The organism is Chryseobacterium sp. Marseille-Q3244 (assembly GCF_940807095.1).
GTDB lineage: Bacteria > Bacteroidota > Bacteroidia > Flavobacteriales > Weeksellaceae > Chryseobacterium.
In genome coordinates, this window is record NZ_CALNWX010000010.1 from 140,817 (window position 1) to 158,109 (window position 17,293).

Annotated in this window: 7 protein-coding genes and 1 tRNA gene; 5 read left to right on the top strand and 3 right to left on the bottom strand. The window is 34.1% G+C overall.

Annotated features, from left to right (window positions below; translation table 11 throughout):
* The first annotated feature begins 1 nt into the window (after nucleotide 1).
* A tRNA-Gln gene (locus NBX25_RS17535) sits at nucleotides 2-72 on the top strand.
* 182 nt (nucleotides 73-254) lie between these two features.
* On the opposite strand, the gene NBX25_RS17540 is transcribed toward NBX25_RS17535, so the two are convergent.
* Genes NBX25_RS17540 through NBX25_RS17550 form a run of 3 tightly spaced genes read right to left on the bottom strand, consistent with a single transcriptional unit; the run spans nucleotide 255 to nucleotide 7,306 of the window.
* On the bottom strand, nucleotides 255-686 hold the full coding sequence (locus tag NBX25_RS17540) for a hypothetical protein (protein WP_250254591.1): 432 nt from the start codon (nucleotides 684-686) through the stop codon (nucleotides 255-257).
* Nucleotides 687-694: 8 nt separating this feature from the next.
* Entirely contained in the window at nucleotides 695-6,862 is a 6,168-nt protein-coding gene (locus NBX25_RS17545) for an RHS repeat-associated core domain-containing protein (RefSeq protein ID WP_250254593.1), read from the bottom strand.
* Between the two features lie 6 nt (nucleotides 6,863-6,868).
* A complete protein-coding gene (locus tag NBX25_RS17550) occupies nucleotides 6,869-7,306 on the bottom strand; it encodes a T9SS type A sorting domain-containing protein (protein WP_250254595.1) in 438 nt (145 codons plus the stop codon).
* Nucleotides 7,307-8,156: 850 nt separating this feature from the next.
* Here NBX25_RS17550 and NBX25_RS17555 point away from each other — a divergent pair.
* The 4 genes from NBX25_RS17555 to NBX25_RS17570 all read left to right on the top strand — a co-directional run.
* Entirely contained in the window at nucleotides 8,157-9,758 is a 1,602-nt protein-coding gene (locus NBX25_RS17555; protein ID WP_250254597.1) for a T9SS type A sorting domain-containing protein, read from the top strand.
* Between the two features lie 3 nt (nucleotides 9,759-9,761).
* Nucleotides 9,762-13,406: a DUF5977 domain-containing protein gene (locus NBX25_RS17560; protein ID WP_250254599.1), complete on the top strand. Its 3,645-nt coding sequence runs from the start codon at nucleotides 9,762-9,764 to the stop codon at nucleotides 13,404-13,406.
* Between the two features lie 5 nt (nucleotides 13,407-13,411).
* Nucleotides 13,412-16,990 (top strand): DUF6443 domain-containing protein, encoded by a 3,579-nt coding sequence (locus NBX25_RS17565; protein ID WP_250254600.1) that lies wholly within the window; start codon nucleotides 13,412-13,414, stop codon nucleotides 16,988-16,990.
* Nucleotides 16,991-17,113: 123 nt separating this feature from the next.
* A partial coding sequence (locus tag NBX25_RS17570; protein WP_250254602.1) for a hypothetical protein occupies nucleotides 17,114-17,293 on the top strand: 180 nt, incomplete at its 3' end.

Consider the following 17,293-nt stretch of genomic DNA (forward strand, 5'->3'; position numbering starts at 1 on the left):
CAGACCTATAGTGTAACGGTAGCACTCCGGTTTTTGGTACCGTCAGTCGGGGTTCGAATCCCTGTGGGTCTACAAACCACTCTTTTTTAAGAGTGGTTTTTGTTTTTATAGATTTTTAAAAATTACAGCCTCCAATCTGTAAATGGTTATATTAATTTTTATAATAGTATTGTTTCTAAATTGAAAAATTAATAAAAAAGCACCTACATTTCTGTAAGTGCTTCGTTACTATTATTTTACTAAAATATTAAATGCTAATTTCCATCATAGGTTATTACCCAATTCATATTTTTCAAATCCTGTAATGTAAGATCGTATCGTTTTAGAACAAGATTATTTGCTTTAACATAATCCCATCCCTTCGTCTCTAAAGTAGATCCATCAAAAACGTAGACCATCATAACACCGGATGGTATTAAAGAATGATACACATTTTCATACGATGTTTTGGATGATAATACATTTTGGGTGGCCTGATCTGCTTCAACCTTATTATATCCTCCCAGTTTAGGATCTGGACTTTGCTTATAAACGTCTGTATCAGGATATTCATAAGAACTTAATACATACAAAGTTTTATGAGTTTTGTTTACAAACGTTATTACCTGGTGGCTATTTTCAGTGTTGCTGTATACACAAGAAACAAGCATCATCATTGTACTTAGCAGAAGAATAACATTTTTCATAAAGTTTATTATTTATTAATAAAATAATTAGAAATTCCTGAAATCGCATACCCTGAAGTTGCAAATAATACAGCGTCATACCACTTCAGATGAGTAAGATTATTGGACAGGGCCATTTGATTTGCAATATCGTTATACGATTTAGACCAATCATATCCTACGATTACATTTCTTCTATCCCAGCCGTTATAATTCTCAACATGCTTATTAAAATAGGTAAAAGCCCTTGAATTAGCATCCTGCTCTGCAAAGTGTAAAGTATGATTATTTTTGCTTAATGTATCAAAGAAACTTGGTATCGCAAACTTTTGCATATAGAACAGACCAAATTTCTGGCTTTGTAAATAATGACCATACTCATGCTGGAATAAACTGTTGTTAGGATCTGCCTGTAAACCTCTATCACCAATTATAAAGTTTCCAAGTGTAAACCCACCCCAATTTGGTTTATAAGATTCTACTGCTGTTGCACCATCATAGTAAGTAACACTTTTTACTCCTCCGAAGAGATTATAGAATCCTGAGGAAAGGTATCCCAACATTGACTGATCAGACTCCCATGTAAATCTGCTCAGGATCTGTCCGAAATTACCTTTAAATAGGCCCATATCAATTTTCCAGGCTTTTGAAGTTCTACTGTAGTCATAATCACCAAAATTAACGCCATGAGTGAAAATATTTTTAAATGTATCAAAAATAGCAGTAATAAATGAAAACAGTTCTCCACTTGGATCTGTATATGCTAACGGATTATTCAGTACATATCCATATCGATTATAATTCTGGGTATTAAAAGGATCCTGAATATAGTTATCTACAGAAAGGAAAGTGTGCAGTTTCGGATCGTACATTCTTCCGTTCATATGTATCAGCCCAACCTGGAAGAAATGTTCATGTCCTGTATAACCACGCTCAATCATTAAATCAGGAGCTACTTTGTCTAAATTAATTATCTTTCCGTTCTTTTCTAAATACACAAGATTTCCCCATGGATCAAAATGTCTTCGTTCTTCAACATTACCCTTTCGATCTGAAATTGCTAAAATGGTCGACTGGTAATCTCTATGAAGATAATGTATTCCTTCACTCAATACATCCATATTAACATTAAAATCTTTGATATAAACAGCTGGAGCAGTGTAAGGATCATTAGCAATATAAGTGATAATCCGGGTCCCCAATGCATTAACATTTGGCTTGCCTAAATAATTGTAATTAATAATCTCAACGGAGCTATCATCAGAATAGATTTTTCCTTTTCCATATACAGAAAAATCAGTATAAAAATCCTGATCTGCAGCCGACCTCCTTTGATGGATATTATAATTAAAGTGAGCCATTTCGTATCCTTCCTGTTTTATTACCGTCGGCATTCTGTACGAATTATATTCAACCTCCTGCAGAGTGTTTACACTGTAATATGAATCACCAACAGGATTCAGATTAATGGTTTCTTTTTTATATCTGTTAACGCCATCGTATTTGTAGTCGCCCACATTGCTATTGTTGTCTATTCTTCCAAAGGCATCATAGGTCTGTGATTGCGATCCGTTGGGATTAGTCCAAGCTACAAGTCTTTGCTGATTATCATATTCGAAATTTTCTAACCATCCTCCCTGAATCACTGTACTGTTTCTGTTTTGCAAAGTACCGGTCATAGCAGAAAAATTATAAATATTCTCAATAATATTTGCACTGGTGCTATTATAGTGTTTTATAGAATGAAGATAAAAATTACCATCATATTCATTATTGATTTCTGTTCCGTTACCCAGCTGAGCATTTAAAACGTCCTCTTTCTCATTTGTTTTGTTAAGCTGCCATATCAACTTATCTCCATCATCTGTAATGCTATATAAAACTCCACAAGATGCATAAAAATTCTTATGCTTAAATTCGCTGGATACAGAATTAATCAATGTCTGAGTAAATTCTTCACTTATTCTTCCAAAATTATCATATGAATAATTTTTCTTAAATGTCGCAAAACCGTTGTCTTCTTCTTTTTCTGCAAACCTATAGTAATTATCATATTGGTAATTGAATGTGTTTGGAACACCATTTGAAGTTCCCAGCTCGGACTCTAAAAGCCCTAACGAATTGTAATTATAATCTGTTTCTATATCTGTAGCATCCCCTTCAATTTTCTTATGAACAAGCCTTCCAAACTGATCATAAGTGAAAAATGTTTTTCCTTTAGGATTTTCTTCTTTTAAAAGTTGTCCTAAAATATCATATTCATAAGTATAATATCCCCCTACAGCCGGATCATACATTTTTGTTTTTCTTCCCCATCCATCCTGTTCAAATTTTATGACATATCCGCCATAATCTGAATTTTTTAATGCGCCATTGGCAAAATATGAATAATTAATAGTTCCACCGTTATCACTGGATTTGATCTTATTTCCCCAGGCGTCACTTGTTGTGGTCTGTGTTTTTGTTCCTTCAACTACTGTAACATTTAAGCCATTATAGCTGGTGGTTACTATCTTCCCTGTAGGGAAAATCATTTTTTTGATTCTATTATATTCATCAAATTCGCTCACCACCCATTGAGATGGTGTTACGGTAGAAAAATAAGGATTACTAACTCTATATGGTTTATCAAAAATGTTATAATCTGTCCGTATGTCAATCCACTTATTATTTAAACTCAACTTTCTTTCCACTCGTTTTCTTCCCCATACATCATTATAGGTTTCACTAGTTGCACCAGTAGGTTCAGTAACTTTAATTTTTATTCCATTAGTAAAATCTCCGGATGTGATCCAGTCATAAGTAAAGTTGGTTTCGTTATTATAAATATCCCTTTCTTTTATTTTCTTTTGCCAGCCGTCGTGCTCATAAGATACTGTCTGATTAAGATGATTGGTTTTCGATAGTAAAAGTCCGAAAGCAGAATTATAGTTGAATTTGTCTTCAAAACCTAAAATATTGGTAGACATTACGATAAATCGTCCAGAGGCATCATACTGCATTTTTTCAACTCTTGCAGTCATATTAGGTGCAGACATCGTTTTCTGAATTAAATTTCCATAATTATCATATTGATAATCTTCTGTTATAAAATCTGTAGCATTTCCTTTTTTCTTGAATTGAGAAATCAGATTATTAGCATAAGAAAACAATTGCTCGGTTGAAAATGTTTCAGAGCCTAACGTTTGAGTTTCTGTCTTTTTAGTTTGTCTTCCAATAAAATACTGGTTTGAGATTCCTGACGGGTTATTATCAAATTCAAGAAGTGTTGTTTTTTCGCCACCTGGAGCGACATCTCTGGTCTTTGTAGCGTTATTATAAACATCATAGACATCAAAATATGTATATTTTGTAACTCCTGTCAGATTGTCAATCTGCTGAATCTCTGTTGGTAAATTGACAAATACTTTGTTAGATAGCAATGTTGAAGAGAATGTCTTCCGTGTTTTTGTTACAAAACTTGCTGGAGAATCAAAATTAGGACTTCCATTAATAAGATAAGACTCAATATTAGCTCCACGTTTTTGAGGGCTTTGTTTTGACACGGTCCACAATTTCTGAGTTACTGTTCCTCCATACACAGATGAAGTAGCAACTCCTTTAAATCCTAAAAAGCCAATTCCTTCAAAATTTACAACCGCTCCTTTGTACTTATAATCCTGAATTTTACTTTCCCCGTTGAAACTTTTCGTAACCTGTGCTACCAACTGGGTAGAAAGAGAGTTATTGATGTTTGCATAAGGATAAAGTTCTTCCTGATCTTCTGCATATACTCCGTTTCCATTATCCAGCAGGGGACTGTAGTTTATTGTCGTTAGGATATCATTTTCTTTTATCCTCTTTAAAGCAACATCTACCCTGTTATCTTTTTTGAAAGACACATATTTAATTTTATCTCCTCCAAAGAAAGCATAATCTAAGTTCTGATTGGTAGCAGTCGGATTATTTAAAAAGATTGGAGTCCCTTTATTCGTAGCTCCTCCATTTGTAAAGTTATTTTGCCAGTTATCAATATAAGCGGAGAATGCAGGAAACCCGTTTGCATCATTACCCATATTATATCTGATACTTCCTTTATCTCTCACGGTAAAATTATCTCCATACTGATTGTAAGGATAATTCCATTGTCCTCCCTGTGGATAATTATAAGGAGTAAGCACATCATGTACAATAGCATCTGCCTTACCATCACCATTAATATCTGAAAATATATAATAAAATGCCTGCTGCATATAGCCACATAACTGACCTCCGGATCCATTTGGATAACATGTATTGATAACCTGAGGAGCATAGTAGGTAATTCCTGTATTAATATATCCAGGCTGGAAAGTTTTTCCGTTGGAAACCAAAATGATCCAGTTTGAGCTTCCGTTAGCATCGGGAGTAATTAAGTCCGTTTTACCATCACCATTAAAGTCAGTTAAGTAAATAGGCTTACTTAGTGTATAGAAAGAATTACTGGTTTCATGCAGCAAAGTAAAACTATTGTTTTCAAAACTGAAAACAGAAATTTTCAAATTGTTCACTACATAAAGATCAGATTTCCCATCCCCATTAAAATCAGCGACATACAACCTCGAAGAACTAGTAATTATATTATTTGATCCGATAAATAATGGATCTTGAATGCCTGTATTGTTAGCATCAGATTTAAGGAAATAAAAATTAGAAATATTATTATAATTATCCTTTACACAGCACGGGTTACTTCCATCTCCGGGATCAAGAACCGGTCCGTTGCCACAATCACTCGTTGGATAAGAACTATAATAAGGAAAAGATATCGCTATGATATCAGATACGCCATCCCCATCAAAATCTCCTGAAATATATTTTTTCGGAATTCGCGCATATATAGGATTATCCATGAAGCATTGATAATTTTCCGCAGTCGGAAAAGTATAAGAATTGGAAAACGTTAAATCTAAAGAATTATATGTTGTATTAGAAATATAGTTATTAACCTTAACAATCTCATCAGACGACATCATAGATCCATTACTGCTAACAGTTGACAATGCATCAAGACCATAGAACTTATTGTTAGCCAAAACAAGTTTTGTTGAGAAAATATCTGTGAATTTTTCCACATTTATTAAACTACCCGAAATATTTGACGAAGAATTTAATAAAGTACTCGAATTAAATCGATACAATTTATCTTTAGAACCCGGATAGGTCATAAAATCAAGGGCACCATCTTTATCAAAATAGCCAGAAACATAGTTCCAGCTTGAATTGTCAAAAGCAGGAGATACATTTGTCACTGTTCTGGAATTATTAGTAAGCCCATTAACTGTTGTATCATATTCAAAAATAATAGGAACAACAGATTCCCCTGCTGAATTAAATTCTTTAATCTGTGTTAGCCTTTCGTAATTTAGAGAGGTTACATCATAAGTCAATCCATATTTTCTGTATAATTGACCGTTACCCTTAACCTCAATTCTTTCCAATTTTTTGGTTAAGTAGACAAATTTCGAATCATATACATAATTCTGCTCATTGCGGGAACTATTCTGATAATAAAAATTGATCTCGTTAACCGGAGTATATTGTCCTACAGACGGATTCCCTCCATATTTAACAGTTGATAAATAAATGGTATTTGCTCCTTCCTTGCTATAACCATATTCAATTCTGTTATATTTAACATCATCAATCTGGCTGATTTTCCATTCGAATGAATTTTTGGAATTCGCATCATTTCCATAAATAGCAACATTTCCGTTTGGATAATAAACAATAAAATAGGAAGGTCCATCAGGAGTAGCGCCTTTGGAAACAATTTTCAAATTTGAATAATTTTCTGTTTGATATTCAGCATTATCTCCTCCATAAGTTCCAGTCTTCAAAATAAGTCTTTGACCATCCAAAGCAAATCTATCACTGCTATCATAGTCAATAGGATCAATAACTCCGTCATGAAATTTTGTTGAGGATACTCTTGTAATAGAAGATATACCTTGAATATTCCAGCCCCAGCCTGCAACCCCGTTGCCCGACTGATTTGAATAATCCAATGAGATGCTTGGCACCATGTCCTTTATGCCCGGTAAATTTTTAATAGGGACAGAATAGCTTGCCCCACCGGCCAACGAAACTGAAAAGTTGCCATCTGTTTTTCCAACGCTTTGTGATCTCAGAAGCGAAGTAAGAAATAAAAATATTAAGAAAACAAATCTTTTTTTCATATTGTATTAGTTTTTTAATATTTTATAAGTTAACTTTTCTCCGTTCGTCAGATGAAATACGACAACATACATTCCTATAGGCTCTTTTGACAAATCAATCATAGCCTTCATCTCACCCCTTTTAAATTCTAAAGGTCTGATTTGTGTAAAATTATACGCAACATATTCTATCTTTTGAATTAACAGATCTGTCTCTTCAGACCAAATAAGCGTTACTTTATCCCTCGTAGGATTGGGATATATTTTAATTTCTGATTGCTTTTTAGGAACTTCTGCAATAGAACTGTTTTTAATTGCCGAGGACTTTGCTACGTGAGTACATCCATCACAGTATTTTCTGACGACCTGATTCCCTCCTGAATCATATTTGAATGTTAAAGTTTGAGAATGGGAAAACTGAAATGCCAGAAAAGTAAAACTGATCAAAAATTTAGTTTTTTTCATGATTATTAGTATTATGGTTAATCCCAAAATTAACAATTATTATGAATTAAACAATATTTTATTAATATTCTTTAACATTAACCTGTATTTTCATAATGATTTCTCACTTTAATAATGAAATGAAATAGAATATGTAAAAATATATAAAAGGCTTCAACACTAAGAAAGCAACGACTCAGCTTGCTGGAAGAAACTGGATTTCATGATTGATTCGTAAATAAATTGAAACGGTTCCGCCTGGTTGGATGTATTCTTTTTTATAAAAAATAACAGATTGAATGTCTTGTTCATTGTATAGTAACTTTAATTGTTTAATAATTCAGTTTTGTTACCACTTTCTTGTAAGATGTTTATTCTTTAAACTAGCTGTTGGTTAGGTTTTGCTTAGTTTTTAGTGATATATTTTTTTAGTTTTTTGATACTATTATAAAAAATAAAAACCGCTGTAAACATTGATATTTATAGCGGTTTAATTTATTTTGGCGTTGCTTTTTTGTTTTACCTACTATCTTAAAAATCACCTCGTTATACTCTTAAACCATCAATCCCTTTTTATTCTAAAATAATTCAATATTATACCTCTGTATCATTTTCATTTCTAATAGGTAATTTCTACTTCAATCAATTCAATAATTTTAGAAATTTTCTTAGTAATCAAAACTAAATTTTATCACGATATAATTTGGTGTTCTATAAAAATACTTTTGTACCAAAGAGAAGTAATAAAATTTAATTCTACTCAATAGTGATAAAAATCACATTAAATCCCTTTATAATGAAACAATAAACATGTTAAAAAGTGTTAAGTTTGTAAAAATTAAAACTAATACTAACTCAAAAACAACAGAGAATGAGAAAACTCTATCTCAGTGCATTTACTTTATGCATTGCAGGAGGCATATCTGCCCAGGAAGTATTATGGCAAAAAGATATAAAATCCTCTACACAGGATTTCCTGAGCCAGATCACAACCACCATCGATCAGCAATACCTTATCACCGGAAGCAGTATTCAAACTAGGGATCAAAGACCGAACAACGGTTACGATTTCCATGTGATAAAACTAAACCAACAAGGAGAAGAGTCTTGGGAAAAATACTTTTCAGGAACGAGCCATGATTATTTATCTGCTACAGTAAACACACAGGATGGTGGATTTCTGTTGGCCGGAACTTCCTGGTCAGGAAAAGGATTAGATAAAAAAGAAGAATCCAAAGGAGGTTCAGACATTTGGATCATCAGAATTAATGAATTCGGAGATGAGCTTTGGCAGAAAACCTTGGGGATGTCATCCAATGAAGAAGCAGGAGCTGTCATTCAAACTAATGACCAAGGCTTTTTTGTGGCTGGTAATATTCGAAATGCTGTTGATAGCTATGGTTCAAAAGATGTTTGGGTAATTCGTCTGGACAAGGAGGGTAACGAGCTATCTCAGCTTATTCTAGGCGGAAGAGGACTTGATGAAATTGAAAAAATGATTCCTACGAAAGATGGAGGAGCATTGCTAGGAATTTATTCAAGGAGTTCCGAGATTCGAATTCCGGGTTCCGGGGACTCCCCAAAAAGCCAAAATCCAGAACCTCGTACCACAAATCCCGCATCCCGAACCGCAAAAGCCAGCAGTAATTTTGGAGAGGGAGACTATTGGATCGTTAAGTTAGACAAAACCGGAAAAGTAGAATGGGAAAAAAACTTTGGAGGTAAAGGAGATGATCATATCAGAACCTTGGCCTTAACATCAAATGGATATATTATTGGTGGTGAATCGAGATCAGAAAGATCAGGAAACAAGACTGTAGGTATTGAGGAAGGAACTGACCTTTGGCTGATTGCTCTTAATGAGAGCGGTGATGAACAATGGCAAAAGTCTTATAATTTCAAGAACCGAGATATTCTTAAAGGAATGAGTGTCGTTCATTCAGCGGATGATAAATCTTCAAAAGGTATTCTGCTTGGAGGTTATACTCAGACTGAAGGGAAAAGGGAAAAAGAAGATGAAACATTTTGGATACTTTACCTTGATCACAACGGTGATGAGCAATGGAGAAAACATGTAGTAGCAGGTAATAAACAAAAAGAAGAAAGACTGTCGGATGTGAAACTGAACAAGGATGGTTCTATTATCATAGCAGGAACTACTGCTGAGGAACTGGGCAGAGAAAACTGGAAAATTGTAAAACTCGGTGACAAGCAAATCAATCAATTAATTCCTAAATATGATATTAAGATTTATCCGAATCCTGTATCAGAGTACGCCTATGTAGAGATTGGATTTGATTTTAAAGAAGCTGATATCATACTCTACGATATGAGCGGAAGACAGCTTCAGAATTTAAAGACAAAAAATAAAGTGACTAAGATTGATACTCAGAATCTGGTCCAGGGAGCTTATTTAATCACTATAAAAACGGATAATAATAAAACCGCCAACGCAAAATTAATCAAGAAATAAATTATGAAATATAAAGTTTTAATACTATTGCTCCTTTTAAAGACAATACTCATTGAAGCCCAATTTGGTCCGTTTTCAGAAGGGCAAAGATATCATGCTCCAGATTTATTTAAAAAACCTGATATTGCTTCTTTAGGAGTATATGGTGATACTGACGTTAATATATCTGAAGGGAAACCTAACATCAATATTAATCTATATACCATTCATGTTGATTCTCAAAATTCATTTGATATAGGGCTATATTATGATACAGCAGGCAATAAACCTGATAATTTACCCTCATGGACAGGCTTAGGATGGAATCTTACAAGTGCAGGTTCTGTCACAAGAAGCTTAAGAGGTGAAGTGGATGAGGTAGATGGAAATGCCTATTACTTTAATCCGGGAAACTTTTTGGGGGCCGATGATTGGGATTCTTATGGTAAAATGCAAACCTATGTAGCCAATAGCAAGAATATAGAAAAAGCAGCATCACCTGATATATTTTATTTTTCTGCTGGCAATCTTCATGGAAGCTTTTTTAAAAACCATCAGGGTAAATGGATTGTTAACTGTAATGAACAAGACGTTATTGTTACTGATGTTTTAAGAAATAATGACTTAGGTATGCCAAGCTTCATTTATTCATTTACCATTACAGACAGTAAAGGAAATATTTACACTTTTGGAGGTAGCCCTGAGTCTATTGAAAGATATAAATTAAGAAAAAAATATATTATAGATGTTGAGTTCTACAATTATGTTAAAAACTGGCATTTAACAAGTATAAAATACAACACCAATAAAAAAATTGATTTCAGTTATAGTCAGGTAGGTAGAGTTTATAACAAACAAATGTTTGCCAACTACAAGCTGCATTCCTTTAAAAACTGGACTGGCTCTATTGGTTGTTCCTTCAATATCAACAAAGCTGATTGTTTCAGACTTGCCACTTTTGAAGAAGGAGATCTTTCTTATCTCAATAAAATTACGTTTGATGCTGGTGAACTTATATTTAACAGATCAATTGCCAATAGTCTGGAGTTTAAAATGAGTGGAGCAACCATTGACAGAAATGATATTAGACCGGACAATAACTATTATAATTATAAACATAGATACAAACTTGAAAGCATTGTCATCAACCACAAGAACACTATGGTGGATAAGATTTCATTTGGATACGACGAAAATCCATCCAGACGTTTGAAACTTCAAGCTGTTATAATAGGAAAAGATGCTCCAACAGCTAAAAAATATGGATTTGAATACAACCCTAATCTATTTCCTGATTTCCACAGTACCAATACAGACCACTGGGGATATTTTAATAATAGATACTTTAATCCCTATTCTGTAAATCTGGATAACTTTGCCCAGGTAAGTGATAACTATTATCAATCTCGCGAACCTAATTTCCAGCTTAATGAGATTTTAGAAAAGATTACCTATCCTACAAGCGGTTACTCTAAATTCATTTATGAGCCTCATACCTATTCCGGAACTCTTGCTTATAATAATGGTTTTTATCCAAGTTATGGTCCCGATAAGACAACAGGTGGGTTTAGAATTAAAGAAATTATCGATTTCGATGGAAGTCTGGAAAAGAAGAAGCAATACTTTTATGTTAATGATTATTATGGGAATAATCCATTATCTACCGGGGTAACATCAAAGATACAAAGCTATGCTTCAGGCAATGTTATCATGCAGGAAATGTCATCCTCCAATATATTTAATGCTACCAATAATTCTCATATTGTGTATACTAAAGTATATGAAAAGCTTTCTAATGGAGGGGTTACAGAGTATATTTTTTCCAATCAGGATAATGGATATATGGATCTTAAAGCAAGTAATTTTTTAACAGGATGCAGGTTTATGTTAGGATTTGCGGGTCCTCCGCCATCAAGCTCTATCAGCTGGGGAGGCAGCCAGACAGAATATTACAATCCAGCTTCAACATTCTATAAGGAATACAATTCTCTAGAAAATGAAAGAGCTAAAATATTATCGAAAACAGAATATGATCATTTAGGTAAAAAGCTTACAAAACACACTTATGAGTATTCCAATGACCCTCAAAGGTTTGAAAAATATGGTAGATTTTTAAGTCTTGAAATCGGAGATTATGGGATATTTAGTTCACTTGCTCCGGCTGGCACACCTCAGGCAACTGAAAGATACATGACCTCTTTAGCAGAAGTATCAGCCTACAGAGTATATTTTTACAATCATTATTTAAAATCCGAGACCACTACAACATACAGTGGAAATAAAGAGTCTTCTACTACAAGAAAATATTTTTATACAGGAGCCTATCATAATCAACTAACTAGTGAAGAAGCAGTTCTACCAGATAATTCAACAATAAAGACAACCTATAAATATGCTATGGATTTAAGGCAGGGAAATCAGCCAGGACAACACCTTCCCCCTTATCGTGCAATTCCTTACATGGTTGCCTATAATATGATAGGAATTCCCATGATTACTGCCAGTTATAAGAATAATATCTTCCAGAAAAAAGATCAAACCTTCTTTGAGGTCAGCCCTGATACTAGTCTTTTAGTATTACCTAAAAATATTTCGTCTTATACGGAAGATGGAACAATAGCGGCTCACCCTACTCTAGGACTACCTTCTCCTGAGTTTGCCAATTCAGAAATTACATACGATAAATATGATGATAAGGGGAATCTTTTGCAATACACCCTAAAAGATAATATTCCAGTAACGATAATCTGGGGCTATGGACAAACACAGCCTATTGCCAAAATTGAAGGGATTACCTATGCTGAACTTGCAACAAAATTAGGCTTTCAAAATACCAATTCAGGTTACACTACCTTACCTATTGTCAGCAGTTCAGATTCTGATATCAGCGCGAATTATGAAAAACAAACTTTCATTCCGGAACTGGATAACTTCAGAAAAAATCCTGCTTTAAAAGACTATCAGATTTCAACGTATTCTTATGATCCATTAGTAGGAATTACAAGTATAACCCCTCCTTCAGGAGTAAGGGAATATTTTATTTACGATACAGCCAATAGACTGGAACGAATTGTTGATATCAACAATAAAATTATTAAGGAATATTCTTATAATTATAGCAACAAGGTTACTGCTCACAAAAGCGCTCCAGCGAGTAAGACTTTCACAAGAAATAATTGTGCCTATATAGAAAACCCAGGAAATTATACCTATAGCCTGCCCCAAGGAGCCTTTGTATCCTTCTTCAATCAAGGTGATGCTGATCAAATGGCACAGAATGAATTAAACCTTAATGGTCAAAATCTCGCTAATGCAAATGCTACATGTGAACCCAAGCCATTTGATTGCACTGTAACTACAGACTTTAATGTATGGAATAATTCATCAACCTTTTTTAATCGTGTAGCCAATAATAATTATTATGGAAACTATCTTGTTACTATAGCTTTTAACACCAAAAACTATAATTGGGGAAATATAGGAACAAGAGTTAAGATCGGAAAGATCAATGGAATGTGTCGCCCACAATTTTACAAACATATATTTGCCCACCCATGGAGTATTGATGTAGATAGCAGTGGAGACATATATGCCAGTCTTTTTTCAGCTACTACTTCTTATAACCCCAATTCAGATATTATTCTAAGTTTTGCTCTTCCCATTAACTAATAATCATGAAAAAAAACAATACAATATTTATATTTCCTTTGTTTTTAGCGAATGCAATTTCCGCTCAAACCAATACGGAAAATTATATACAAACAAGAGTCTATCGGGATTCCATAGCGACTTCGAGCCCAAATGCCAGTAAAATTGAAACCGTACAATATTATAACGGGCTGGGTAAAGAGAAACAAAAAATTAATGTAAAGGCCTCTCCATTGGGTAATGACCTTGTCATCCCTACCATATACGACTCAGCAGGTAGACAAAGTAGAGAATATTTACCGATTCCACAATCATCAACCAGTAATGGTGAAATATATCAGCAAGCAGCTGGAAGCATCCCCTTCCCTGTACCGGATGCTACCAACTTTTACAATGGTGAGAAAATATTCACAGAAAAAACTTTTGAGAATTCTCCTATTGACAGAGTTTTACAGCAAAAAACAGCAGGCGCACAATGGGATACTCATCCTTTACAGTTTAATTATGACTTTAATAATGGGGATGAAGTAAAAAAGTACGTTGCCACTTTTGACTATACCACAAACAAAGCTAAAATTATACAATCAAATAACCATACTGCTAATACACTAATTAAAAAAATAACAACAGATGAAGATGGCAACCAAACGATTGAATATAAAAATTCAGAAGATCAGGTGCTTCTTCTCAGAAAAGTAATTAGTGCTACGGAAAATGCCGATACCTATTATGTATATAATGAATACAGTCAACTTGCTTATATCATTCCTCCTCTGGCTTCAGCAGGAACTTTAGATGACAACATTGTCAACCTTCTTTGTTATCAGCTTATATATGACAGAAAAAACAGAGTTATAGAAAAGAAGCTCCCTGGAAAAGGATGGGATTTTATAGTATATGACAAGAGTGATCGTGTCATCATGACCCAGGACGCTAATCTGCGCAAATCAGGAAAATGGTTTATTAATAAATATGATAAAATAGGAAGGGTAGTCTATACGGGAATTATTCCCGGAGGCAGCAGATCTGAAATGCAAAATCAAGCAGGAGACAAATATATTGTTGAAACCCGTGATTCAAATGGATTCACCCGTAATGGAATGCAAATATTTTATAGTAATAATATGTTTGTAGATATCGAAACGGTATTGACTATAAATTATTATGATATTTATCCTTCTTTACCACCCGAAATAACAATTCCTGCTTCCATTATGAATCAATCGGTAATCACTGATAACTCTGCTGCTTCTATAAGCACAAGAGGGCTTCAGCTAGCATCTTATACAAAAAATGTAGAAGATGATAATTGGACCAAAGGGTTTACATTCTACGATAGAAGAGCAAGAAATATAGGCACTTACACTCTTAATCATTTAGGTGGGTATACAAAGATTGAAAAAGAATTAAGTTTCACTGGATTGGAAAAAAAGAAAGTTACTCTTCATAAGAGAGTCTCTACTGATATTGAAAGAGTGATTACTGAAAATTTCGATTATGATCATCAGGACAGACTGGTTGTACATACCCACCAGGTAGACAATAATCCTATAGAAATCCTGGCTCAAAATAAATACAATGAAATTTCTCAACTGGAAAGCAAGAAGGTTGGAGGAACGGATCCTTCCCAGCCTCTTCAAACCATGGATTACCGTTACAATATCAGAGGCTGGATGACCTATATCAACAATCCCAATAGTTTAGGAAATGATTTATTTGGATATAAAATTAACTATAATCAGGTAGATGGACTTGAAGTTCCTAATCAGGATTTTACAGATTTAAAGGTAAAACCCAGATTCAACGGAAATATTGCTGAAGTATCCTGGAAAACTCTTGCTGAAGATAATGAACCTCTAAAAACATATGGATATGTCTATGATCCCCTCAATAGACTTTCAGCAGGATTTTATCAAAAGGCAGGAAATGAAAGTGCCAAAGAATTCTACGAAAAAATTGATTATGATTTCAATGGAAATATTTCAAGACTGAGACGATCAGGTGAAATGACTATAGGAAATACTACTGCATTTGCCATTGATAACTTGAAATATGATTATATAGGTAATAAGTTAACAAAAATTACGGATCAGCAGCAAAACCCTACCGGTTATCCCTATATTCCTACTCCGGCAACCATTACTTATGATAATGATAATAGTGAAGGGAATGGAAATATGACCAGTCATCCAGATAAAGGGATTTATCAAATAACATATAATTACCTCAACTTACCCAATTACTATGGAATTACTCAAAGTGATCCTTTTTTCGGAGCCAAAAACTACAATTTATTTTACTTCTATAGAGCCGATGGAACGAAAATAAGTAAGACGTATTCTTCGGGAGGAGGAAAAGGACAGGACTCAACCACTCAAATCACTGATTATCTGGATGGGTTTCAATACACCTATTATGAAAATTCAGGACCGTGTCCATGGTGCAAAACCAGTATCACTTTTGATCAAGAAAATTTAAAAGGAGGTATTATTGGTCCTATCAAACCAATTAAACCAAAATGGATTCTTGATTTTGTTCCAATTTCTGGAGGTTTTTACAGTTTTACAGAAAACCGCTATATTTACCAATATGTAGATCATTTAGGAAATGCTAGAGTAAATTATGCTAAAAACAGCAGTGGAATCCTTGAAATAGTTGACACCAATAATTATTATCCTTTTGGGCTTAATCATATAGGAGGAGGAAGTAAAGGCCTTTTAGGTGGCTATTCGAATTACAAATACAACGGTAAGGAACTTCAGGAGAGTGGTATGTATGACTATGGAGCTAGAATGTATATGCCAGACATCGGGCGTTGGGGTGTCTTGGATCCACAGGCAGAAAAGTCACGTAGATTTTCACCTTATTCATATGCTCTAAACAATCCTATCCGCTTTACAGATCCAGATGGCAGAAGTGAACTAGACTGGATCAGAAAAGATGGAGTTTGGCAGTATAATGAAAATATTACAACAGCACAACAAGCACAAAAATTACCCGGTGTAGATGGTTTTGCTGAAAATGGTACAGTTCTAGCCAATGCAAGTATTGATGGAGGTAAAAGAGGTTTCGTACAGTTGAACAAAGGAGGTACAGCAGATTGGCTTGACACAGACGAACTAGGGTCTATGAAAGCAATCTTTCATGCTTTACCAATGTCTTTAGGTGGAAAATGGACAACATGGACACATGAAGATTTCCCTCAAATCACCAATACAGGAGGCCTTGCAAGAACAGATTTTGATGCAAGTACTTGGGATAAATTCAGACCTGGGGACAAAGTCACTAACTTAGATTGGGGAAGTTTTGTTGCTCCTAGTACTTTCCCTGCAGATGGTTCTAAAAAAATGGCAACATGGGCAGGTAGAATCTATGCAGCAGTATGGGGTGGAGACAGAATGAGAGAATTCTCTGATCTTTTTCGCAGTCAAAAGGGAAGTGATACAGTTTACTCTTCATACCCAACCTGGACAATTGATCAAAAAGGTAGCTTTAAAGATACGATTCCTGGAATTTGGCACAGAAGAGATGATACATTAGCCTATCCGCGTTTAATAGATAGAACTGATTCATCGAGACATATAAAAATTAAAAACTTTAAATAAATGAGAGGTATTTTTTTCATTTTTATAATTATTTTTTCATTGGTTTCCTGTGAGAAATCAGTCAACAAGGTTGCAACAAATAAAGACATAATCACAACTGATTATTTTTCAACTGCAACTAATTTGAATACTTTAAAAAATGTCAACAGAATCAAAATCAACGATTCTCTAACAAAAGTTAGTGGTGTTTTTAATCAGTATCGGGTTGATGGGTATATCAATAATACAGGGCAAAAGATAAATTGGTGGAAAATCATAGATACTATAGACAATAATGAATACAATGCTAAAGGAGAATATCGG

What these genes read in the sequence shown, in the direction of transcription:
- NBX25_RS17540 (WP_250254591.1), bottom strand. Translation starts at nt 686, where the DNA reads ATGAAAAATGTTATTCTTCTGCTAAGTACAATGATGATGCTTGTTTCT.
- NBX25_RS17545 (WP_250254593.1), bottom strand. Translation starts at nt 6,862, where the DNA reads ATGAAAAAAAGATTTGTTTTCTTAATATTTTTATTTCTTACTTCGCTT.
- NBX25_RS17550 (WP_250254595.1), bottom strand. Translation starts at nt 7,306, where the DNA reads ATGAAAAAAACTAAATTTTTGATCAGTTTTACTTTTCTGGCATTTCAG.
- NBX25_RS17555 (WP_250254597.1), top strand. Translation starts at nt 8,157, where the DNA reads ATGAGAAAACTCTATCTCAGTGCATTTACTTTATGCATTGCAGGAGGC.
- NBX25_RS17560 (WP_250254599.1), top strand. Translation starts at nt 9,762, where the DNA reads ATGAAATATAAAGTTTTAATACTATTGCTCCTTTTAAAGACAATACTC.
- NBX25_RS17565 (WP_250254600.1), top strand. Translation starts at nt 13,412, where the DNA reads ATGAAAAAAAACAATACAATATTTATATTTCCTTTGTTTTTAGCGAAT.